Origin of the sequence: Stutzerimonas stutzeri, assembly GCF_024448715.1 — a bacterium.
GTDB classification, from domain to species: Bacteria; Pseudomonadota; Gammaproteobacteria; order Pseudomonadales; family Pseudomonadaceae; genus Stutzerimonas; species Stutzerimonas stutzeri_AR.
Window position 1 is genome coordinate 172,532 of sequence record NZ_JAMOHZ010000009.1, and the last position, 19,638, is coordinate 192,169.

Below are 19,638 nucleotides of genomic sequence, written 5' to 3' on the forward strand. Positions count from 1 at the left end.
ACGCGATGCTCAAGCTCCCCAAGGCGCTGCTCTCCTTGTTCGCGCTCGGCTCCCTCGCCTTGCACGCCCCTGCCCAGGCTGACGAGCCGGTGGTTACTCTCAAGCTGGCGCACTTTCTTCCGGCACACTCGGTGACGCAGGCGGATTTCCTCAAGCCCTGGTCCGAGAAGATCACCGAGGAATCCAACGGCCGCATCCAGTTTCAGTTCTATCCTTCGATGCAGCTCGGCGGCACGCCTCCGCAATTGGTCGATCAGGTCCGCGACGGCGTCGCCGATATCGTCTGGACGCTGCCCGGCTACACCAGCGGCCGCTTCCCGCTGACCGCGGCGTTCGAATTGCCCTTCATGAGCCGTTCCTCCGAGGCCAGCAGCCAGGCCATGTGGGACTTTCTCGAGGAGCACGGGCAGAAGGAATTCGCCGATATGCATTTGTTGGCGACCCATCTGACCGATGGCGCGCTGGTGCATACCACCGACAAGCCGATCAAGAAAATGGCGGACTTCCGCGGCCTCAAGCTGCGCGCGGCCAACCGTACCGCGACCAAGACCATCTCCCTGCTCGGCGCGACGCCAGTGGCGATGCCGGTGCCGCAGGTGCCCGAAGCCCTCTCTAAAGGCGTGGTCGATGGCGCCGTGCTGCCCTGGGACGTGGTCCCGGCGCTCAAGCTGCACGAGCTGGTGAAGTACCACACCGAAACCGCACCCGGCATGCCTGCGCTGATGCACACCGCGTTAGTGGTGGCAATGAACAAGAACACCTATGAAAACCTGCCGGACGACTTGAAAAAGGTCATCGACAACAACAGCGGCCGCGCGCTTTCCCGAGAGGCCGGCCGCATCTGGGACAACCAGGTGGTCGAGACCGGCCACAAGCTCGCCGAATCCCGGGGTAACGAGATCTACGTGCTGTCTCCCGAGGAGCAGGCAAAGTGGATGAAGGCCACCAGCCGCGTGAGTGAGGGCTGGATCGAGGAAGTCGAGGACAAAGGTTACGAGAACGGCGAAGCGCTGCTCGAAGACGCCCGCCAATTGATCGAGCACTACAACGCCCAGCTACCCCGCTGAGCGAAGCAAGCGGTACTGCAGTGACGGTACCGCCCTGGAGAATTAAATGAGTGAACCTGTAGTTCAGGTCGCCGTCGCGCCTGTAGATGCCGTCGGCCGCCTGCTCAATGCCCTTTCGCGTCTGCTCGCCTTCATCGGCGGCCTGCTGTTGGTAGCAATGACGCTGATGGCGACATACAGCATCGCCATGCGCGCCGTGTTCGACGAGCCGCTGCTTGGCGACGTCGAGCTGGTGCAGATGGGCTGCGGCATCGCCATCGTGTTCTTTCTGCCGCTGTGCCAGCTGCATCGGGGCAACGTGATCGTCGACGTATTCACTCTGCATGCTTCTGAACGGGTGCGCCGCACACTGGACACCCTCGGCGGGGTGCTGATGGCACTGGCCGCAGCCCTGTTGGCATGGCGCTCGGCGATCGGCACTGTCGATGCCTACGGCACCGGCGAGGAGTCGATCATCATGGGGTTGCCGATCTGGTGGTCGATGACCGCCTTCGCCCCAGGCTTCGCATTGTTGGCGGTGGTGTCGCTGTATACCGCCTGGCAGGATTTTCGTGGTGAGGGTAAACCCGCATGAGCAGTGTTGAAATCGGCGGATTATTCCTCGCCATCCTTCTGGTATTGCTGGTGGTGCGTATCCCGATCGCCATCGCCATGCTGCTGACCGGCATCGGCGGTTACGTTTCCATCAGTGGCTGGTCACCGTTGCTGAGCTACATCAAGACCGTCGCCTACGGACGGTTCACCGTCTATGACCTTTCAGTAATTCCTCTCTTTCTGCTGATGGGCCAGTTTGCCTCGCGTGGCGGCCTGGCGACCGGCCTGTTCCGCTCCGCGGCGGCGATGATCGGCCACTGGCGCGGCGGCCTGGCAATGGCGGCGATAGGTTCTTGTGCGGCCTTCGGCGCGGTCTGCGGCTCCTCCATCGCCACCGCAGCCACCATGGGCCAGGTCGCCCTGCCCGAACTGAAGAAGTACAACTACTCCGGCTCGCTCGCGGTCGGCAGCCTGGCCGCTGGCGGCACCCTGGGCATTCTCATTCCGCCTTCGGTGGTGCTGGTGATCTACGCCATCCTGGCCCAGGAAAACATTTCGGCGCTGTTCATGGCCGCCTTCATTCCGGGGATTCTCGCGGCAATCGGTTACATGATCGCGATCGCCATCTACGTACGCATGAACCCCGACGCAGGCCCGGCGCAGCCGCGCATGAGCTGGCGTCAGCGGCTGGCCGCGCAGAAAGGCGTATGGCCGGTGCTGCTTATATTCCTGCTGGTTCTCGGTGGCATCTATAGCGGCTGGTTCACTCCAACCGAGGCCGCAGCGATCGGCACCGTGGGCACCGGATTCTTCGCTGTGGTGCTGGGCGGCATGCGTTGGGCAGGGTTCAAGGAAGTGCTCTACGGCACGGCGGTGACGACAGGAATGATCTTCATGATCCTGCTCGGCGCCGACGTCATGAACTCCTTCCTCGCTGTCTCTCAGCTGCCGGTGGCATTGGCCGAGGCCATCACCAACAGCGGTGTCGGCCCCTTCGTGGTGCTCGCCGGGATCCTGATCCTGTACCTGATCCTCGGCTGTGTGATGGACACCATGTCGATGATCCTGCTGACCATTCCGATCTTCTTCCCGCTGATCATGGGCCTGGACTTCTACGGCCTGGACCAGACCGAGAAGGCCATCTGGTTCGGCATCCTCGCGCTGATGGTGGTGGAAATCGGCATGATCACCCCGCCGGTGGGGATGAACGTCTATGTGATCAGCAGCATGGCCCGCGACGTGACCCTGCGCGACGCCTTTCGCGGCGTGGTGCCCTTCCTCATTTCCGACATCGTTCGCGTGGTGATTCTGGTGCTGTTCCCCTCCATCACCCTCTGCCTGGTGCGGTGGCTGACATGACCCCGACCGGCTAATCGAATTGCCGCCGGCGGCGGCTGCTTCACTCCCCCCTCGCTTTCGAACATCCGCAACGGCGGAGGGGAGCCCTCAACCTTGAAAAAGGAAAACAACAACAATGAAACACCACACCACCCAAGCAAGCCGCATCCTCGCGCCCACCCTGCTCGCCGCGTCCATCGCCGCCCTCGTCCCGCTGGCCGCCAGCGCCGAAGGCTTCGTCGAAGACACCAAGATCACGGTGAACGCGCGCAACTTCTACATCGGCCGTGAATTTCGCGACGACTCGATCACCGATCGCAGCAAGGCCGAAGAGTGGACCCAGAGCTTCATCCTCAACATCCAGTCCGGCTACACGCCTGGCCCGGTCGGCTTTGGTGTGGATGTGCTCGCCGGTCTGGCGGTCAAGCTTGACGGCGGTGGCGGCACCTACGGCACCGCCCTGCTGCCACGCCACGACGATGGCCGCCCGGCCGACGATTACGGCCGCTTCGGCGTTGCCGCCAAGGCGAAGATCTCCAACACCGAGCTGAAGGTCGGCGAGATGATGCCGGTCCTTCCGATCCTGCGCTCGGACGATGGCCGCTCGCTGCCACAGACATTCGAGGGCGGCATGATCACCTCGCGTGAAATCGACGGCTTGATGCTCACCGCCGGCCAGTTCCGCCAGAACAGCCCACGCGACGACGCCAGCATGGAAGACATGAGCTTCGCCGGCGGCGCGTCCGACCGCTTCAACTTCATTGGCGGTGAATACGCTTTCAACGACAAGCGCACCACCGTAGGCCTGTGGACGGCTGAGCTGAAGGACGTCTACGAGCAGCAGTATGTGCAGCTGCTGCACACCCAGCCGTTGAGCGAGGACGTGGCTTTGACCGCTAACCTCGGCTACTTCCAGGGCGACGAAGACGGCAGCGCGCTGGGCGGCGAGCTGGACAACAAGACCTACTCGGGTCTGTTCGGCCTCAAGACCGGTGGTAACACTTTCTATGTCGGTCTGCAGAAAGTCAGCGGCGACACCTGGATGCGCGTCAACGGCACCAGCGGCGGTTCGCTAGCCAACGACAGCTTCAACAACAGTTACGAAAATGCCGAGGAACGCTCCTGGCAACTGCGTCACGACTATAACTTCGCCGCCATGGGCATCCCGGGCCTGACCCTGATGAACCGCTATATCAGCGGTGACAACATCCGGACAGCGACCACCGACGACGCCGAGGAATGGGGTCGCGAGACCGAGGTGGCCTACACCATCCAGAGCGGCCCGGCGAAGAGCCTCAACATCAAATGGCGCAACTCAAGCTTCCGCTCCGAGGCCAACACCCGCGACCTGGACGAGAACCGCATCATCATCAACTACCCGCTGTCGATCCTGTAAACGCTGACGTTTTGCTCCCGTTGTACGCGCCCTCCTCCTGCGCGTGATGCTTCGGCCCGTCCATGGACGGGCCTTTTTTTCAGCCGCAGTTCTCGATCGGCTCGTACGGCAGCCCGACGTAATTCTCGGCGATGGTGGTCAGGCCCGCCTGGGTGCTGGTGAAGTAGTCCTGCTCGCTCTGCTGGATGCGCCGGCCGAAGGCGTCGGTATCGGGAAAACGATGCAGCAGGCTGGTCATCCACCAGGAGAATCGCTCGGCTTTCCAGACGCGTCTCAGGCAGATCGGCGAGTACTTTTCCAGCAGGTCAGTCCGGCCTTCGTGGTAAACCTTCAACAGAATGCGATACAGGGTGCTGACATCGCTGGCCGCCAGGTTGAGGCCTTTGGCGCCGGTGGGCGGCACGATATGAGCGGCATCGCCAACCAGGAATAATCGCCCGTACTGCATCGGCTCGACCACGAAACTGCGCAGCGGCGCGATGCTTTTCTCCAGCGACGGGCCGGTGACCAGCCGCGCGGCGACGTCTTCGGGCAGCCGGCTTTTGAGCTCGGCCCAGAAACGCTCGTCGGACCAATCCTCGACCTTTTCTTCCAGCCCGACCTGCACGTAATACCGCGAGCGTGTGGACGAGCGCATGCTGCACAGGGCGAAACCGCGCGCATGGTTGGCGTAGATCAGCTCATGGCTTACCGGCGGCGTATCGCTGAGCACACCGAGCCAGCCAAAGGGATAGACGCGCTCGAATTCGGTGAGCACTTCGGGGGGAATGCTTTTGCGAGACACCCCATGAAAGCCATCGCAACCGGCGATGTAGTCGCAATCCAGGCGCACCGTCTCGGCGTTGTGGGTGAAGGTCACGTGAGGCGTTTCGCCCTTCACCTCGTGTAGCTGAACGTCCGATACGCCATAGAGCGAGACTGCGTCGGACGCCTCGCGCGCTGCCATCAAGTCGCGGGTAACCTCGGTCTGGCCGTAGACCATCACGGTGTCACCATCCGTCAGCGCCTTCAGGTCGACGCGCACGCGACGGTCAGCAAACGCCAGCTCGACGCCATCGTGAATCTGTCCTTCACGGTCCATGCGCTCAGATACCCCCGCCTCGCGCATCAGGTTGACCATGCCCTGTTCCAGCACGCCCGCGCGGATGCGCCCCAGCACGTATTCGGGGGTTTGGCGTTCGATGATCACGTTGGCAATTCCGGCGTTGTGCAACAACTGGCCGAGCAACAGGCCGGACGGCCCGGCACCGATGATGGCGACACCTGTTTTCATGGGAATCCTCGTTTTTTGTTGTCGCGTCGCGGCGGTCCGCCGGGCTGCTTCGAGATAACCCCATGTTCTGCTCAGCAGAGCTTGGCGATAATGCATTCAATCGTCGCAAACTTGGACTTTTATAAACTCGGTTCGATTACCGCCCAAAGGACGATGCCGTGAGTTCCAACCGCTCCACCGGCGCCATTCCGGTCTACAAACTCTATGGCGACTCACTCGACTGGCCGACCCCGGACCTGCTGCATTGCGAGTCGATCCCCGAGCGCAGCCGCATGCATGACTGGGAGATCAGCCCGCACCGCCACGCCGACCTGACGCAGTTGCTCTACATCCGTCGGGGATGGGCTCTAGTAGAAGTGGAAGGCGTGCAGACACGCATCGACGAAGCGGCTGTGCAGGTACTGCCGCCGCTGTGCGTGCATGGGTTCCGCTTTTCCGAGCGCGTTGAAGGCTACGTGCTGACCCTCGCTGCACCGCTATTGGCGCGGCTGGAGGCGGCACTCGGCGGGCATCAGGCGCCGCTCGGTATAGCCGGGCTGCATGCTGTCGGCAAAGACCGTCGCTATCTGGATACGCTGTTCGACGCCATCGACCGGGAATACCGAACGCCGGCACCTGCACGCGATCTGTTGCTGCAATCGCTGGTCGGCGTGCTCGCGGTCTGGGTCGGGCGGCAAATGCTGGTGCGGCAGACGAACAGCCATCCGCTGCGGGGCCAGGCATTACTTGCCGCGTTTACCCGGCTTGTCGAAACCGACTTCTGCCGGCGGCATTCGGTTGAAGACTACGCTCACCGGCTCGACATCACTCCCGCTTACCTGAACACCCTGGCGCGTCGTTTTACCGGCCAGACAGCCCAGGGTGTGGTACATGAACGGGTACTGCTGGAGGCCAAGCGACAGCTGATCTACACGACGATGACCGTGAGCCAGATCTCCGACAACCTTGGATTTTCCGAAGCAGCCTATTTCTCTCGCTTTTTCAAACGGCTGACCGGTTTGCCGCCGCGGGAGTTTCGCAATCGGCGCTGACGGGAGCGGATGAGCCGTCTGCTGCAGGCCGTTGAACAGCAGACGGGCTTTGAAAGGACGACGACCTTAACGAGTCATTTTGCACCCATGGCCGACCTACTCATCGGCCGGTTCGCCGTTTGACGGATTATGTGCCTTCGGATTGGTCTCCGGTTTCGCGGACTGGCAGTCGTCGACGCAAATCCCCAACGCTGTCGCCAGCGCCTCGGTGACTTCCCGGAAGGAATACCCATCGGCCCATACCTGCGTTGTGCCGTTCAGCTTGTTAACCATTTTTTCGGGCCTCTTGAGGCTGGAGCAACCAGCCATTACGTTCGGGCTGTTAGCCGCCCGGATAGCAATATGCAACTACAGCATCGAACGTGCCATCATCTGACTTATTATTTTTATTTTATATTTCAATAACTTATAAAATTCGAAAGACCCAAGAGCTCATGCAAGTTGCACAGTCATCAAATAGTCACCATGCGATGTGCATGCACGGCCTGCGGCCCAATGGCTGAACACGCACCATCAGCCGAACGGCCAAAACAACAGTGCAATCAACAAAAAGAACAACCACTGACAAAAGTCCCATAACCGCGCCCGAAGCGCGTTCGCCATTAGGCATAATCGACTGCCATGCCCCGAGCATTCGCCATGCAAATCGACGAAGAACTCACCCTGAAAAAGCTGGAAGTCTTTCTGGCCTTCATGCGCAGCGGAAATCTGAGCAAGGCGGCTGCCGAGCTGAACACCAGCAATGTCAGCGTTCACCGCGCCATCCATTCACTGGAAAGCGCCTTACGCTGTCCTTTGTTCAAACATGAAGGACGCAACCTGATTCCGCTGGAAAGCGCCTACGTACTGGAAGAAAAGGCTCAGAAGCTGGTGCAGGACGTGCTGGAAACGGTACGCCAGACCCGAGAGGCCGCCGGTTTCTCAGCTGAGCGCTTCAAGCTCGGTGCGCTGTATTCGTTGACGGTCAAGACGGTGCCGCAGCTGATCATGGGACTGAAGCTGCGCCGCAGCGAGCTCAACATCGACCTGATCCTCGGCTCCAACGTCGACCTGCTCTACAAACTGAAGAATATGGAGCTGGACGCCATCCTGATCTCCCTCGACGACAGCCTCATAAACCCTGACTGCGAGCAATTGCTGCTTTTCGCCGATGATATTTTTCTAGCGGTACCCACTAATTCACCCTTCGCCGAGCAGGCAGAGGTGGATCTGGCCGACCTCCGCGATGCCACCTTCATCACCCTCACGCAGGGTTTTGCCACGCATCGCGACAGTGCTCGGGTATTCAACCAGGCAGGCTTCGAGCCGAATGTGGGCATGCAGGTCAACGACATTTTCACTCTGCTCAGCATGGTCAGCTCTGGGGTTGGCTACGCCCTGCTGCCCGGGCGGGTCGCAGCGGTGTACGAAAACCGCATCCGCCTGATTCCCTTGCAGCCCAGATACCGCCTGCAACAGCAGATCGGTGTGGTATTCCTGAAATCCAAAGAGCGCGATCCCAATCTGCTTGCGCTTGTAGCGGAATGCCGCATGTACCGTCCTCGATCGAACTCCTCTTGACGCCCCCAGAGAATCATTAACTTTTCCGTAACGATGGAGGGTGGGTCTTAATTGATCCGCCCCCTTGCGCGCGCTAGCCTGCATTCGGATCGAGCACGGAAGCCCGAACAACAAGAAGAAAAGTCCTATGACGTAATAAAAATAATTATGAGCCGCATGGCGCGGTTCTGATGTGTCAATTCAGGAGAATTCCAATGAAAGCCCTACTCCGTACCTCGGTTGCGGCTGCACTGCTGGTCGCCAGCATCCCCAGCTTCGCCGAGACCGTCCTGCGCGCATCCCATCAGTTTCCCGGCAACCAGGGCGACCCCCGCGATGAAATGGTGCAGATCATTGCCCGCGAAGTCGCCGCCGCCGATGTTGGCCTGAAGCTCCAGATCTACCCTGCGTCATCGTTATACAAAGCCAACGAGCAATGGGGCGCCCTGACTCGGGGGCAGCTCGACATGACGGCTCTGCCGCTGGACTATGCGTCCGGCCGCGTACCGCAGTTCTCCGCCACGCTGATGCCGGGACTGGTCAAGAACTATGAACATGCCCAGCGCCTGAACCAGTCCGATTTCATAAAAGAAATACATGCTCTGGCTGAGAAGAACGGCGCGGTTATTCTCGCTGACGCCTGGCTGGCCGGCGGATTCGCCTCCAAGGAACACTGCATCACCTCACCCGAGAGCATCAAGGGCCAGGTTATCCGCGCCGCCGGGCCAGCATTCGAAAACATGCTCGCCGCCGCGGGTGCCTCGATATCGTCGATGCCGTCCTCCGAGATATACACCGGCATGCAGACCGGAGTACTGGACGCAGCCAACACCTCCAATGACAGCTTTGTCTCGTACCGCCTGTATGAGCAGGTGAAATGCCTGACCGCACCGGGCGATAACGCCCTGTGGTTCATGTATGAGCCCGTACTGATGTCCAAGCGCACCTTCGATCGTCTTACTCCGGAACAGAAGGAGGTCATCCTGGCAGCAGCAAGCAAGGCCGAGGCCTACTTCGCCGAGGAAGGCCCTAAAGGCGAACAGCGCATGAAGGAGACCTTCGCCAAGGCCGGAGTAAAGGTGGTAAACCTGAGCAAGGAAGAACACGACGCCTGGATGCAGGTAGCCCGTGCATCCTCCTACCAGTACTTCTCCGATAAGGTTAAAGGCGGCAAAGAGCTTCTGGACAAGGCCCTCGCCGTGCAGTGATGCCCATTGCGGCCGCTTCCTCAGCGGCCTTCGCTGCGTTCGAGCTCGCGCCGCGGCTTCTGCTGAAGGCGCCGGTTCCAAGGAGTCCCCATGTCCAGACGTTTTATTCTCTCGATCGAGACGCTATCGCGCCTTGGTGGTGTCAGCGCCGTTGTCCTGCTGATCATCGCCATGGTGGTCATGTGCCAGATGATCCTCATGCGTTACCTGTTCCGAGCGCCCACTATTTGGCAGACCGAGGTCGTGGTATTCGCAGCGACCGCGGCAATATTCATTGGCGCGCCCTACGTGCTGATGAAGAAGGGTCACGTCGGCGTCGATGTAATAGAGCTGATGATGTCGTCGCCAAACCGACGGCGCATGCAGTGTCTCGGTGCAGTGTTAGGCCTGATCTTCTGCCTGCTGATGAGCGTGGCTAGCGGCATCTATGTCCACGAGGCCTGGAAAGGCGGCTGGACCACCCCGACTATCGCCGCCATTCCGCTGTGGATTCCCGCAACGCCAATGCTGGTGGGCTTCGGCCTGCTGTGCCTGCAATACGTGGTGGAGCTGATGAAACTGATTCGCCCCGAGTTGAGCATTCCAGAGCCACAAAACGCTGAGGCGGAGAAGAACGAAACCACCTTGCAAAGCCATCAGAATCTGGGAGAAGTAAGATGACTCCGTCCCTTGCAGGTGTGCTGCTGATCTGCGCCTTGCTGTTATTCCTCGCCACCGGCATGCCGATTGCCTTCGCCCTCGGCCTGGCGGCCATGGGTGGTCTGTTCATGGCGATGGGTCCGGAAGTCATCGGCGTGGTGGCCGAAACCATGTTCGCCGGCATCGGCAACCTGGCCTTCGTATCGATTCCGATGTTCGTGCTGATGGGTGCCATCGTTGCCGGCACGCCCGCCGGAGCCGACCTTTACCGCGCCCTGGATCGCTGGATGTACAAGGTTCCAGGCGGCCTGGTGCTGTCGAACATTGGCGCCTGCGCAGTATTTTCCGGCATGACGGGTTCGAGCCCGGCAACCTGCGCAGCGATCGGCAAACTCGGCATCCCTGAAATGATCAACCGCGGCTACCCCACTTCGGTGGCGACCGGCTCGATCGCCGCAGGCGGCACGCTCGGCATCCTGTTGCCGCCGTCGGTAACGATGATCATCTACGGCATTGCCACGGAAACATCCATCGGCCGGCTCTTTCTCGCGGGCGTACTACCCGGCCTGATGCTGACCGCCATGTTCATGTGCTGGGCAATGTTCGATGCCCGCCGCAAGGGTTTTCGCTTCGGCGCCGAAGGGGTGCACTACAGCTTGCGCGACAAGCTGGCGGCGCTGCCCCGAATACTGCCGCTGATGTTCATCATCCTGGGCGTTCTCTACGTACTTTATGGTGGTGTGGCCACGCCTTCCGAAGCAGCTGGCGCAGGCGCCATGCTTACGCTGGTGGTGGTAGTGCTGGCGTACCGGCTGTTCAAGCTGGGCACCTTTCGCGACATCTTCGGCACCGGCATGCGCGAAAGCGTCATGATCATGATGATCCTGGCTTCCGCCGAACTGTTCGCCTTCGCGCTGTCCTCGCTATACATCACCCAATCGGTGGCCGAGACGATCGCCAGTCTGGAAGTCAACCGCTGGGTGCTGATGGGCGTGATCAACGTGTTTCTGTTGGTGGCCGGGATGTTTCTGCCACCGGTGGCAGTAATCGTGATGTCCGCGCCTTTACTCTTCCCCATCGTGGTGCAAGCCGGCTTCGATCCTTACTGGTTTGCGGTGGTGCTTACCATCAATATGGAGATCGGCCTGATCACCCCGCCGCTGGGGCTGAACCTGTTTGTCATCAATGGGATCGCGCCGCAGGTTCCCACGCGGGACATTCTCTGGGGAGCCCTTCCTTATGCGCTGGTCATGATTCTGGCGATAATCGTGCTGTGCCTGTTCCCACAGATCGCTACCGTCCTGCCTGACTATGTCATGGGTAAAGCCGACTAGGAGAAGATGTTGGCCGTCTGGCGGGCTTCCCTCGGAAGCCCGTTTTTTTTGCTTCACGATTGCTTCATTAGTTCAGCAACGGACGAACAGTGCACCGGTGCTGGAGGCTGCTTCGTTTACCTAGCACTGCAAAGCCTAGTAAGCCGTTTCCGATAGGCGTTTGGTTCAACCCAGTTGGGGCATTGCAGGGTGGAAAACGGCAATCCGCTTCCCACCCCGAGTCGATTCAACCGAGCAGGCCGCGCATGATGAAGAACAGCAGTGACGGGCCAAGCAGGCAGCCCAGCGCAGTATAGAACGCCGCGGTCAGACAGCCGTAAGGCACCAGCCTGGCATCGGTCGCCGCCAGACCACCCGCGACGCCACTGGACGTGCCGATGAGCCCGCCGAAGATCACAGCGGCACGCGGGTTGTTCAAGCCGATCATGGGCGCAACGAAGGGCGTCGCGATCATCACCAGGATCGCCTTGACCAGGCCGGCGGCGATGGACAGCGCCATCACTTCGGAGCTGGCGCCAATCGCGGCACCGGTTACCGGGCCGACGATGTAGGTCACCGCACCCGTGCCGATGGTGGTCAGGCTTACCGCATCGGTGTAGCCGAAGGCCATAGCCACCGAAACGCCCGCGATAAAGGACGAGAAAACGCCGATGAATAGCGCCAGCACGCCCACCATTCCGGCGCGCTTGAGCTCCTCGACACTCACGCCGAAGCCGGTGGCAACGATGGCGAAGTCCCGCAGCATGGAGCCGCCGAGCAGGCCGATGCCGGAGAACAACGCGATGTCCACCAGCCCCTTCTGTCCGCCAGTCACAACGCCTCCGATATACGACAGTAACAGGCCGATCAGAATGGCCACCGCCGAGCCGTGCAGACGGCCTTTGGTGAGCTTGTCCGACAGCCAGTAGGAGAACCACATGGTCGCGCCGATGATGGCGAAGCCGCTGATCAGGCCGTAGCCGGAGACGACCTTGAGTAGAGATTCATACATGGCTCAGCCCTCGGTGGTCAGTGGTTTGGCGACATCGGCTTCAAGCTCTTTTCGGCCGATCCGATCGAGCACCGGCACCAGAGCAAAAGCGATCGCCACCGCGGCGATACCGGCAAGGATTGCCATCGGGCCGCCGCTGAGGGCGCCGAAGACGTTCTGCTGGGCAGCCATGGCCACCACGATCGGGATGTAGACGGCGCTCCAGAACTTGACGCCCTGCTCCGAATCCATCGTGAACAGGCCGCGCTTTTTGAGAGAGCTGCCAAGCAGAATCAGCAGCACCATGGCGATACCGACGCCGCCGACATTGGCTGGTACGCCGATGAGTTTCCCCAGCAATTCACCCACGAAGATGCCTGCCAGGGTGCATAAGGCCAGGAAGGCCACACCGAAGATAATCATTATTGTCCTTTTGGGGTTGCGCTCAAGGCTCGGCGTTGCCGGCTTGAATGCGCGTGTTGTCGAGGTCGTTATTTTTATCCATCGAACAGTAGCGAGTTCGGCTCACTCTTCAGTTCACGCGGTCATCGGCTACGGCTGCCCTCCTGACGCAGCAAGGCGTCCACTGTGTCCAACCGGGCACCGTCAAAGGCGATCAGCGTACCTTGTTCAAATACACGCCTAGCCAGCCCGGTCAGTACCGAGCCGGGCGGCAGTTCGATATGCAGCCGCACGCCGCGCTCGTAGGCGGTGCGCAGCGTGCCGTGCCAGTCGACGACGCGGCACATGTTGAAAGCCAGGTCGTCGCGCAGACGCTGCGGATCGGCGATGGGCCGCGCCGTGGTGCTGCTCAGATAACGGATGCGTGGCGCGCGAAGCTCGACACTGGCGAAGGCATCGGCGAGCTGTGCGGCTGGCGTCTCCAGCAAGGCGCTGTGAGACGGCACGCTCACTGCCAGTCGCCTGGCACAAGATGCGCCCAAGGCCTTGGCGCGCTGCGCGACCTCCATCATGGCGTGGTCCGCGCCGGCGATCACGATCTGGTTGTCGGCGTTGATATTGGCCAGGTGAACCGGGGATTGCTCGCCATGCACCTCGGCCAGCAGTCGCTCGACGGTGCCGAGATCAAGGCCGAGGATCGCAGTCATGCCGAAGTCTTGCGGATAGGCGTCCTGCATCAGTTCGCCGCGCAGCGCGACCAGCCGCACGGCATCGTGGTAATCGAGCGAACCGGCAACCACGGCCGCCGCGTAGGCGCCGATGGACAGTCCCGCCACGTAGTCCGGCGCCCGCCCGCCGCGCATCAGCAGACGCGCGCCAGCGACACCGGCAATTAACAGGCAGAGCTGCACGGCGCGAGTCGAGGCCAAGGCGGCTTCGCTGTCCAGCGCGAGGGCATCCTCGCCGAGCGCTTCGCCGGCCTGTTTCAGACAGTCGAGCACCTCGGGCTCCTGCGGCAGACGATGCAGCATGCCGGGCTTCTGCGCGCCCTGGCCGGGAAAGGCGAAGAGACTGCTCATGCGACCAGTTCCGGCTGATCCAAGGAGTCACGCCAGGGATTGCCGACCAGCCGCGCACCGCTGGAACACTTGAGCAGTACGCGGCTCGCAGCGCCTGCCCACTCGCGCAAGGCAACGGCACCGGCTGGTGTTTCCAATTGCATGTCGACGCGGCAGCATGCCTGATCCAGTAGCCGCTGCAGTTCGTGCGCTTCATAGCGTGTGAGTTCGCAGGGCATGCGCAGCAGCAGATCGAGATCGCTTTCGGCATGCGCAGTCGGCATCCCGGTGGCCAACTGGTAGCCGACCGAACCGGTTACGCCCCAGCTGCGCCCCAGGTCATCCAGGAAGGGCTTGATCGCCGCCAGCGCCTTGAAAGCCGGAAGCTCGCTGGACGGCAGCGCCTCGATCAATTGTTCCGGGCTCACGCAACGCAATGCGCGGCTCACATCCATGACCGTGGCGTAGCGCTGATCGCGGCTGATGCCTCGCAGGCCCACCGCTATCTGACCGACCGCCGTAAGCGCACGGCGCACCACCACCGGCTGGCCGGTGGCGAGCATTTGTCGCGCCCACTCCGGTGCGTCAGCGAGCAGCTGCTCTGAAGTCATGCCCCAGAGCAGGTCATGGGGGCGTGGCGTGGCGTGCATCTACAGCCTCCTCGTGATTATTTTTGTGGAGGATGGGGTTCGGTGGCGTCGGTATTACCGTTGCCCCTCACTCCCGGCCCCTCTCCCCCAGGCGGCGAGGGGAGAAAAGCTCACCACTGCTCTCGCAGTAGCTCGCGGACTCGCGACGACGCCTCGCGATTCGGCGCACCGAGGCGCCCACGCAGATCTGTACTGCTGCCGATGTCCTCGACGGCCTTTTGCAGACAATCGCGCACCCGTGACAGGTCGGCGCCGGCGGGTTGCTCGATGTTCTCAACCGAGAGGGTTTCCCAGAGCAGACCGAGCGTCGCGTAGTTGTCGATGTCGTAGGCCATCGGAGGTACCGATTCAGCCAGGGCTTCGAGTTCTTCGACGCTGCGCAGGGTGATGCGCGCCGCCGCGGCCTTGCCCATGGCATGCACCATCACGCCCGGATCGCGCAGTGCGATGATCCGCTGGGCCTGGTAGCCGTGGGCGAGAAAGGCGCCGGACATGGCCTTGCCCACCAGCAGCGCGACCACCGGATGCCCGGCCAGGCGGGCGCGGGCATAACCGTCCACCGCACCGGCCAACGCCTGATGGATGCCCAGGGCTTCCTCGCGGCGGCCATAGGCCTGGCTCGGCACGTCCACCACGGCGACCAGCACGCGCTTCTCCGCCTTGTCACGATCGGCTTCGATGATTTCGTCCAAGGCCTTGCCCAGCGCCCAGCCTTCCAGCAGGCCGACCTCGCCATTGCGCGCGCGCGGAAACGGGCTCTCAGCATCCGGGACCACGGCGATGAAACGCGCGGCGCGTTCGCCGAGCTGACCATCGATGACCTTCACCGAGGCCGGATAGCCCGCCAGGGTCTGACCACCGGCCAGGGCTTGCAACCAGTTCAGTCCACGGCTCATCTGGCATCTCCTTCATAGAGGGCACGCACGGCGGCGGCATCGAGTTGCGTGCGGGTATCGGCGTCGGCCAGACGTTGCAGGAACCAGGCGTGGCGCTGGCTGCGTGGCTGGGCCGGTTTACCCAGGGCGAACAGCGAATGCAGCTCGTCACGGATGGCGTCGGTGTCGTCGGCGACATAGGCATCCACCAGGCCGCTGGCGTAGCGCTGTTCGCCGCCGGTCAGGCTCCAGATGAACGGACGATCACGCGAATCGTATTCGTCGAGTCCGGCTTCCTGCTCGATCACCTGTGGGCCGTTGAGGCCGACGCGTGCTTCACGGGTCACCACGAGATAGCTGCACAAGCCGGCAGCGATGGACATGCCGCCGAAGCAGCCGACCGAACCCGCCACCACGCCGATTACCGGTTGGTGTTCACGCAACTCGACGATGGCGGCCTGGATCTCGGCGATGGCGGCCAGCCCCAGATTGGCTTCCTGCAGCCGCACGCCGCCGGTTTCCAGCAGCAGTACGGCGCGGGTCGGGATGCCGTTGCGGTTGTCTTCGACGGCCAGTTCCAGGGCGCCTGCGATCTTCGCGCCGCCGACTTCGCCCATGCTGCCGCCCTGGAAGGCGCCTTCGATCGCGGCGATCACAGCCGGCTGGCCGTCGATGGTGCCCTTGGCGACCACCACGCCGTCGTCGGCCTGAGTGACGATGCCCTGCTTCGGCAGCCACGGCGAGGTGATGCGGGCGAAGGGGTCGAGCAGTTCGCGGAAGCTGCCTTCATCCAGCAGCGCACGGGCCCGCTGGCGAGCGCCGAGCTCGACGAAGCTACGCGACTTGAGTAAACGGGCCACGTTGACAGCAGACGAATCAGTCATGGCCGACCTCCTCCAACCCCTGCTCCAGGCGCAAACGCACTACGCCGGGTGTGGCCCCAAAATCGTGAATGTCGATGTTCAGCGCGGGCGGCGTCTGTTCGCGGAACATCCGCTCGAACAGTTGCTGCCAGCGCTGCTCGGCACCGTTGACCGAAGTGACTACCTGGATCGCCAGCTTGCCGGCCTGGCCGGGTTCGAGCAGCACTTCCAGATCGCCCGAACCGACCACGCCGACCAGGGCTTTGCCGCGGGCGGGTTGCCCGGCGGCGAATTCGAAAGACAGGGTTTCCATGTTCAATTGCTCCCAATCGGCGCCGGTGGGGGCGTCAGGCGGTCGAGGAATAAGGTGGCGGCGAGCAGGTCGGCGGCGCCGCCTGGCGAGGCGTTGAGGGCGAGCATGTCGCGGTCAAGTTCACGCAGCTGGCGGCGACCGGAAAGGCTGGCGCAACCGCCGGCTTCGAGCACGGCGCGGGCGCCCTGTTGCATACGGTTCAGGCCATCGAGCCCGGCACGATGCAGCACACAGGTGTCGGAAAGCGTGCTCATGATCGCCAGTAGCGCATCGAGCCAAGCGTTCTGCTCGCCAGCGCCAGCGCGACGGCTGGCGTTGAGCTGCGGCAGACCGTGTTCGATAACGGCGGGAAAGCCGTGCTGCGCCTGTTCGCGCGCGCCAAGCACACCGTAGCGGCGGCAGACCCGCGCGCCGTGGCTGTCGGGGTTGCCCGGCGCGGCGGAATCGCTCAGCCGCGCCAGTGCCGCCGCGGTATCGGCAATACGCCGAGCATCGGGTGCACCGGCTTCGAGCGCAGCCGCCGCGCTGAGCAGCCCCAGCGCCCAGATCGCGCCGCGATGGGTGTTCACCCCGCCGGTGACGCGCAACATCTCCGCTTCACCGTCGCGGCCCAGCTGGCCGAGGACTTCGCACAGCGGCTGACCGGCTTCGCCCAACAGCAGCGCTGCCTCGGCCATGGCCTTGAAGGTTGGCCACAGCGCATGTGCCGAGGCGTGCATCAGGCCCAGGTGCAGATCGTTATGCGCGCCATTACCGCGACGGTCCACCAGCCCCGGCTTCGGCGAGAGGTCCGCTTCGTCGATCAGCGCCTGCATCGCCAGGTCCGCCAAGCGTTCAGCCAGCGAGGGCTGCAGCTGTCTTGCAATAAGAGCACTCATCACCAGCTCCTGAATTTCGCAGGCGGGTTGTAGAGGCCGCCGGACCACTCGACCAGCTCGGCGATGCTCTTGGCCGCGAGCAGTTCGCGGCTGGCGTCGTTGCGGCGGATGCTGAGGTCTTCCGGCAGCGCGATCAGCCCTTCGCGGCGCATGCGCTCGGTGTCTTTCGGGTTGTGCCGCAGGCCGATGCTGGTGACGCCCGCCACCGCGGCGATCATCGCCTGGCGTTCTTCCAGCGAGCGCGCCTTATATAGGTAGGCGATGCCTTCTTCAGTGAGCAGGTGGGTAACGTCGTCGCCGTAGATCATGATCGGCGCCAGCGGCATGCCGCTCTTCTTTGCCACCTCCACCGCATCGAGCTGCTCGACGAAGGTGGGTTTGCCGCCTTCCTGGAAAGTCTCGACCATCTGCACGACGAGCTTCTTGCCGCGCTCGAGCATGGTTACCGGGGCTTCGCCACCGGGCATGGCCATATCCAGCCAGGCCGGGGTCGGATGACGCCGGCCGCGCGGGTCGTGGCCCATGTTCGGCGCACCGCCGAAACCGGCCAGCCGCCCACGGGTAACGGTGGAAGAATGGCCGTCGCCATCGACCTGCAAAGTAGCGCCGATGAACAGGTCCACTGCGTACTGGCCGGCGAGCTGGCACATCATGCGGTTGGAGCGCATCGAGCCGTCGCGGCCGGTGAAGAACACGTCTGGGCGCTGGGCGATGTAGTTTTCCATACCCAGCTCGGTGCCGAAGCAATGCACGCTCTCGACCCAGCCGGTTTCGATTGCCGGGATCAGTGTCGGGTGCGGGTTGAGCGTCCAGTTGCGGCAGATCTTGCCTTTGAGGCCCAGGAATTCACCGTAGGTCGGCAGGATCAGCTCAATGGCGGCGGTGTTGAAGCCGATGCCGTGGTTGAGAGACTGGACGTTGTGTTTCTCGTAGATGCCGCGGATCGCCATCATCGCCATCAGCACATGCACCGGCTTGATATGACGCGGGTCGCGGGTGAACAGCGGCTCGATATAGAACGGCTTATCGGCCACCACGACGAAATCGACCCAGCTGGCCGGGATGTCGACGCGCGGCAGGTCGCGCGGATCATCGACGATCTGATTGACCTGGACGATGACGATACCGTCGGAGAAGGCGGTGGGCTCGACCAGCGCCGGGGTGTCTTCGGTGCTGGGGCCGGTGTAGATGTTGCCCTCGCGGTCGGCAGTGAAGCCGGCCACCAGCGCGACGTTGGGGATCAGGTCCACCAGCAGGCGCGAGTAGAGTTCGATGTAGGTGTGGATGGCGCCGACTTCCAGCAGCCCGTCTTCGAGCAACTGACTGATGCGCAGGCTTTGCGGGCCGGCGAAGGAGAAGTCGAGCTTGCGCGCGATCTGCCGTTCGAACAGATCCAGATGCTCGGCGCGGCTGACGCTGGGCATGATCATGTGCAGGTCATGCAGCTTGTCGGGATCGACCTGGGCCAGCGAGCGCGAGAGGAAGTCCGCCTGCTTCTGGTTATTACCTTCGAGCACCACCCGATCACCCGGCGCGATCAACGCTTCGAGCGCCGCGACGATCTTGTCGCTCGGCAACACCACGCCGTCGGCGAGGTTGCGCACCTGGTCGATCCGTCGGGCTTTTTCAGCGCGACGACGCGACCACTGCGGCGGTGGGGATATTGTTGTTGTCATGCTGACTCCACAGGTTTCCGCTTTGTGGAGCGCACAGTGAGACATGACCACGAAGGTCATCAATCAAGCAGCGGGCCGTTTCGTTACGCTGAAGTTAACGATACTTTCAGGCCCTTCAGAACCAGCCGAGCGTGACGCCAGCTAGCAGGAGATAACGGCCACCCTTGGCCAGCGTCACGAGCAACAGGAAACTCCAGAGCGGTTCGCGCAGGGTGCCGGCGACCACGGTCAGCGGGTCGCCGATGATCGGCACCCAGCTCAGCATCAGCGACCAACGGCCGTAGCGGTGATAGGCGCGCTGGGCCTTGTCGAGTTGTTTTTCGCTCACCGGAAACCAGCGCTTGCCGCGCAGTCGTTCGATATAGCGGCCGATCAGCCAGTTCGCCAGCGAACCCAGGACATTGCCGAACGTGGCCACGCCCAGCAGCATCCACGGCGAGAACGACTCGCTCAGCAGTAACCCGACCAGCACCGCCTCGGACTGTGCCGGCAACAACGTGGCAGCAGCAAAAGCCGCGAGAAACAGGCCGAAGTAACCAGACAACTCGAGCATAAACGCTACAAACCAGCAGAGCCGTGGCTCGAAAGCCTGGG

The 19,638-nt window shown here is 62.4% G+C and carries 21 protein-coding genes; 9 read left to right on the top strand and 12 right to left on the bottom strand.

Features of this window, described 5'->3' with window-relative positions; translation table 11 throughout:
- Nucleotides 1–5: 5 nt before the first annotated feature.
- The 4 genes from NAV33_RS18830 (at nucleotide 6) to NAV33_RS18845 (ending at nucleotide 4,335) form a co-directional block, all read left to right on the top strand.
- A complete protein-coding gene (locus tag NAV33_RS18830; protein WP_255982880.1) occupies nucleotides 6–1,067 on the top strand; it encodes a TRAP transporter substrate-binding protein in 1,062 nt (353 codons plus the stop codon).
- Between the two features lie 46 nt (nucleotides 1,068–1,113).
- Nucleotides 1,114–1,641: a TRAP transporter small permease gene (locus NAV33_RS18835; RefSeq protein ID WP_255982882.1), complete on the top strand. Its 528-nt coding sequence runs from the start codon at nucleotides 1,114–1,116 to the stop codon at nucleotides 1,639–1,641.
- Nucleotides 1,638–2,960 (top strand): TRAP transporter large permease, encoded by a 1,323-nt coding sequence (locus tag NAV33_RS18840; RefSeq protein ID WP_255982884.1) that lies wholly within the window; start codon nucleotides 1,638–1,640, stop codon nucleotides 2,958–2,960. Before NAV33_RS18835 ends, NAV33_RS18840 begins: the two co-directional genes overlap by 4 nt.
- 115 nt (nucleotides 2,961–3,075) lie before the next feature.
- Nucleotides 3,076–4,335: an OprD family porin gene (locus NAV33_RS18845; RefSeq protein WP_255982886.1), complete on the top strand. Its 1,260-nt coding sequence runs from the start codon at nucleotides 3,076–3,078 to the stop codon at nucleotides 4,333–4,335.
- A 79-nt stretch (nucleotides 4,336–4,414) separates the two neighbouring features.
- On the opposite strand, the gene pobA is transcribed toward NAV33_RS18845, so the two are convergent.
- Complete coding sequence (pobA, locus tag NAV33_RS18850; protein ID WP_255982888.1) at nucleotides 4,415–5,608, bottom strand: 4-hydroxybenzoate 3-monooxygenase; 1,194 nt, start codon at nucleotides 5,606–5,608, stop codon at nucleotides 4,415–4,417.
- Nucleotides 5,609–5,766: 158 nt separating this feature from the next.
- On the opposite strand from pobA, the gene NAV33_RS18855 reads away from it, so the two are divergent.
- Complete coding sequence (locus NAV33_RS18855; protein WP_255982890.1) at nucleotides 5,767–6,639, top strand: helix-turn-helix domain-containing protein; 873 nt, start codon at nucleotides 5,767–5,769, stop codon at nucleotides 6,637–6,639.
- A 96-nt stretch (nucleotides 6,640–6,735) separates the two neighbouring features.
- On the opposite strand, the gene NAV33_RS18860 is transcribed toward NAV33_RS18855, so the two are convergent.
- The gene (locus NAV33_RS18860) at nucleotides 6,736–6,912 is read right to left on the bottom strand and encodes a hypothetical protein (RefSeq protein WP_255982892.1); all 177 of its coding nucleotides are present in this window, start codon (nucleotides 6,910–6,912) and stop codon (nucleotides 6,736–6,738) included.
- A gap of 366 nt (nucleotides 6,913–7,278) precedes the next feature.
- On the opposite strand from NAV33_RS18860, the gene NAV33_RS18865 reads away from it, so the two are divergent.
- From NAV33_RS18865 to NAV33_RS18880, 4 genes are all read left to right on the top strand, one after another.
- Nucleotides 7,279–8,199, top strand: a complete 921-nt coding sequence (locus NAV33_RS18865; RefSeq protein ID WP_255982894.1) for a LysR family transcriptional regulator — start codon at nucleotides 7,279–7,281, stop codon at nucleotides 8,197–8,199.
- 194 nt (nucleotides 8,200–8,393) lie between these two features.
- Nucleotides 8,394–9,386, top strand: coding sequence for a TRAP transporter substrate-binding protein DctP (gene dctP, locus NAV33_RS18870; protein ID WP_255982896.1), 993 nt, complete (start codon nucleotides 8,394–8,396; stop codon nucleotides 9,384–9,386).
- A gap of 90 nt (nucleotides 9,387–9,476) precedes the next feature.
- Nucleotides 9,477–10,046: a TRAP transporter small permease subunit gene (locus tag NAV33_RS18875; RefSeq protein WP_255982898.1), complete on the top strand. Its 570-nt coding sequence runs from the start codon at nucleotides 9,477–9,479 to the stop codon at nucleotides 10,044–10,046.
- Nucleotides 10,043–11,359: a TRAP transporter large permease gene (locus tag NAV33_RS18880; protein WP_255982899.1), complete on the top strand. Its 1,317-nt coding sequence runs from the start codon at nucleotides 10,043–10,045 to the stop codon at nucleotides 11,357–11,359. Before NAV33_RS18875 ends, NAV33_RS18880 begins: the two co-directional genes overlap by 4 nt.
- 226 nt (nucleotides 11,360–11,585) lie before the next feature.
- On the opposite strand, the gene madM is transcribed toward NAV33_RS18880, so the two are convergent.
- The 10 genes from madM to NAV33_RS18930 form a co-directional block, all read right to left on the bottom strand.
- Nucleotides 11,586–12,350: a malonate transporter subunit MadM gene (gene madM / locus NAV33_RS18885; RefSeq protein WP_255982900.1), complete on the bottom strand. Its 765-nt coding sequence runs from the start codon at nucleotides 12,348–12,350 to the stop codon at nucleotides 11,586–11,588.
- A 3-nt stretch (nucleotides 12,351–12,353) separates the two neighbouring features.
- Nucleotides 12,354–12,752, bottom strand: a complete 399-nt coding sequence (gene madL / locus NAV33_RS18890; RefSeq protein WP_255982901.1) for a malonate transporter subunit MadL — start codon at nucleotides 12,750–12,752, stop codon at nucleotides 12,354–12,356.
- A gap of 122 nt (nucleotides 12,753–12,874) precedes the next feature.
- A complete protein-coding gene (gene mdcH / locus NAV33_RS18895; protein ID WP_255982902.1) occupies nucleotides 12,875–13,810 on the bottom strand; it encodes a malonate decarboxylase subunit epsilon in 936 nt (311 codons plus the stop codon).
- Complete coding sequence (locus NAV33_RS18900; protein WP_255982903.1) at nucleotides 13,807–14,439, bottom strand: malonate decarboxylase holo-ACP synthase; 633 nt, start codon at nucleotides 14,437–14,439, stop codon at nucleotides 13,807–13,809. The genes mdcH and NAV33_RS18900 overlap by 4 nt, the downstream gene beginning before the upstream one ends.
- Nucleotides 14,440–14,549: 110 nt before the next feature.
- Nucleotides 14,550–15,335 carry a biotin-independent malonate decarboxylase subunit gamma gene (mdcE, locus tag NAV33_RS18905; protein WP_255982904.1) on the bottom strand — a complete coding sequence of 262 codons (786 nt, stop codon included), beginning with the start codon at nucleotides 15,333–15,335 and terminating at the stop codon, nucleotides 14,550–14,552.
- A complete protein-coding gene (locus NAV33_RS18910) occupies nucleotides 15,332–16,198 on the bottom strand; it encodes a biotin-independent malonate decarboxylase subunit beta (protein ID WP_255982905.1) in 867 nt (288 codons plus the stop codon). Before NAV33_RS18910 ends, mdcE begins: the two co-directional genes overlap by 4 nt.
- Nucleotides 16,191–16,490 (bottom strand): malonate decarboxylase subunit delta, encoded by a 300-nt coding sequence (locus NAV33_RS18915; RefSeq protein ID WP_003296879.1) that lies wholly within the window; start codon nucleotides 16,488–16,490, stop codon nucleotides 16,191–16,193. Before NAV33_RS18915 ends, NAV33_RS18910 begins: the two co-directional genes overlap by 8 nt.
- A 2-nt stretch (nucleotides 16,491–16,492) precedes the next feature.
- Nucleotides 16,493–17,368 (bottom strand): triphosphoribosyl-dephospho-CoA synthase, encoded by an 876-nt coding sequence (locus NAV33_RS18920; RefSeq protein WP_255982906.1) that lies wholly within the window; start codon nucleotides 17,366–17,368, stop codon nucleotides 16,493–16,495.
- Entirely contained in the window at nucleotides 17,368–19,044 is a 1,677-nt protein-coding gene (mdcA, locus tag NAV33_RS18925; RefSeq protein ID WP_255982907.1) for a malonate decarboxylase subunit alpha, read from the bottom strand. Before mdcA ends, NAV33_RS18920 begins: the two co-directional genes overlap by 1 nt.
- A gap of 115 nt (nucleotides 19,045–19,159) precedes the next feature.
- A complete protein-coding gene (locus NAV33_RS18930; RefSeq protein ID WP_255982909.1) occupies nucleotides 19,160–19,597 on the bottom strand; it encodes a YqaA family protein in 438 nt (145 codons plus the stop codon).
- Between the last annotated feature and the right edge of the window lie 41 nt (nucleotides 19,598–19,638).

Bases quoted from the DNA above. Each gene is read 5' to 3' on its own strand.
- NAV33_RS18880 (WP_255982899.1), top strand. From the start codon at position 10,043: ATGACTCCGTCCCTTGCAGGTGTGCTGCTGATCTGCGCCTTGCTGTTA.
- NAV33_RS18835 (WP_255982882.1), top strand. From the start codon at position 1,114: ATGAGTGAACCTGTAGTTCAGGTCGCCGTCGCGCCTGTAGATGCCGTC.
- NAV33_RS18930 (WP_255982909.1), bottom strand. From the start codon at position 19,597: ATGCTCGAGTTGTCTGGTTACTTCGGCCTGTTTCTCGCGGCTTTTGCT.
- NAV33_RS18840 (WP_255982884.1), top strand. From the start codon at position 1,638: ATGAGCAGTGTTGAAATCGGCGGATTATTCCTCGCCATCCTTCTGGTA.
- NAV33_RS18845 (WP_255982886.1), top strand. From the start codon at position 3,076: ATGAAACACCACACCACCCAAGCAAGCCGCATCCTCGCGCCCACCCTG.
- mdcH (WP_255982902.1), bottom strand. From the start codon at position 13,810: ATGAGCAGTCTCTTCGCCTTTCCCGGCCAGGGCGCGCAGAAGCCCGGC.
- NAV33_RS18865 (WP_255982894.1), top strand. From the start codon at position 7,279: ATGCAAATCGACGAAGAACTCACCCTGAAAAAGCTGGAAGTCTTTCTG.
- madL (WP_255982901.1), bottom strand. From the start codon at position 12,752: ATGATTATCTTCGGTGTGGCCTTCCTGGCCTTATGCACCCTGGCAGGC.
- mdcE (WP_255982904.1), bottom strand. From the start codon at position 15,335: ATGAGCCGTGGACTGAACTGGTTGCAAGCCCTGGCCGGTGGTCAGACC.
- NAV33_RS18900 (WP_255982903.1), bottom strand. From the start codon at position 14,439: ATGCACGCCACGCCACGCCCCCATGACCTGCTCTGGGGCATGACTTCA.
- NAV33_RS18915 (WP_003296879.1), bottom strand. From the start codon at position 16,490: ATGGAAACCCTGTCTTTCGAATTCGCCGCCGGGCAACCCGCCCGCGGC.
- NAV33_RS18910 (WP_255982905.1), bottom strand. From the start codon at position 16,198: ATGACTGATTCGTCTGCTGTCAACGTGGCCCGTTTACTCAAGTCGCGT.
- dctP (WP_255982896.1), top strand. From the start codon at position 8,394: ATGAAAGCCCTACTCCGTACCTCGGTTGCGGCTGCACTGCTGGTCGCC.
- NAV33_RS18830 (WP_255982880.1), top strand. From the start codon at position 6: ATGCTCAAGCTCCCCAAGGCGCTGCTCTCCTTGTTCGCGCTCGGCTCC.
- NAV33_RS18920 (WP_255982906.1), bottom strand. From the start codon at position 17,368: ATGAGTGCTCTTATTGCAAGACAGCTGCAGCCCTCGCTGGCTGAACGC.
- mdcA (WP_255982907.1), bottom strand. From the start codon at position 19,044: ATGACAACAACAATATCCCCACCGCCGCAGTGGTCGCGTCGTCGCGCT.
- NAV33_RS18875 (WP_255982898.1), top strand. From the start codon at position 9,477: ATGTCCAGACGTTTTATTCTCTCGATCGAGACGCTATCGCGCCTTGGT.
- NAV33_RS18860 (WP_255982892.1), bottom strand. From the start codon at position 6,912: ATGGTTAACAAGCTGAACGGCACAACGCAGGTATGGGCCGATGGGTAT.
- madM (WP_255982900.1), bottom strand. From the start codon at position 12,350: ATGTATGAATCTCTACTCAAGGTCGTCTCCGGCTACGGCCTGATCAGC.
- pobA (WP_255982888.1), bottom strand. From the start codon at position 5,608: ATGAAAACAGGTGTCGCCATCATCGGTGCCGGGCCGTCCGGCCTGTTG.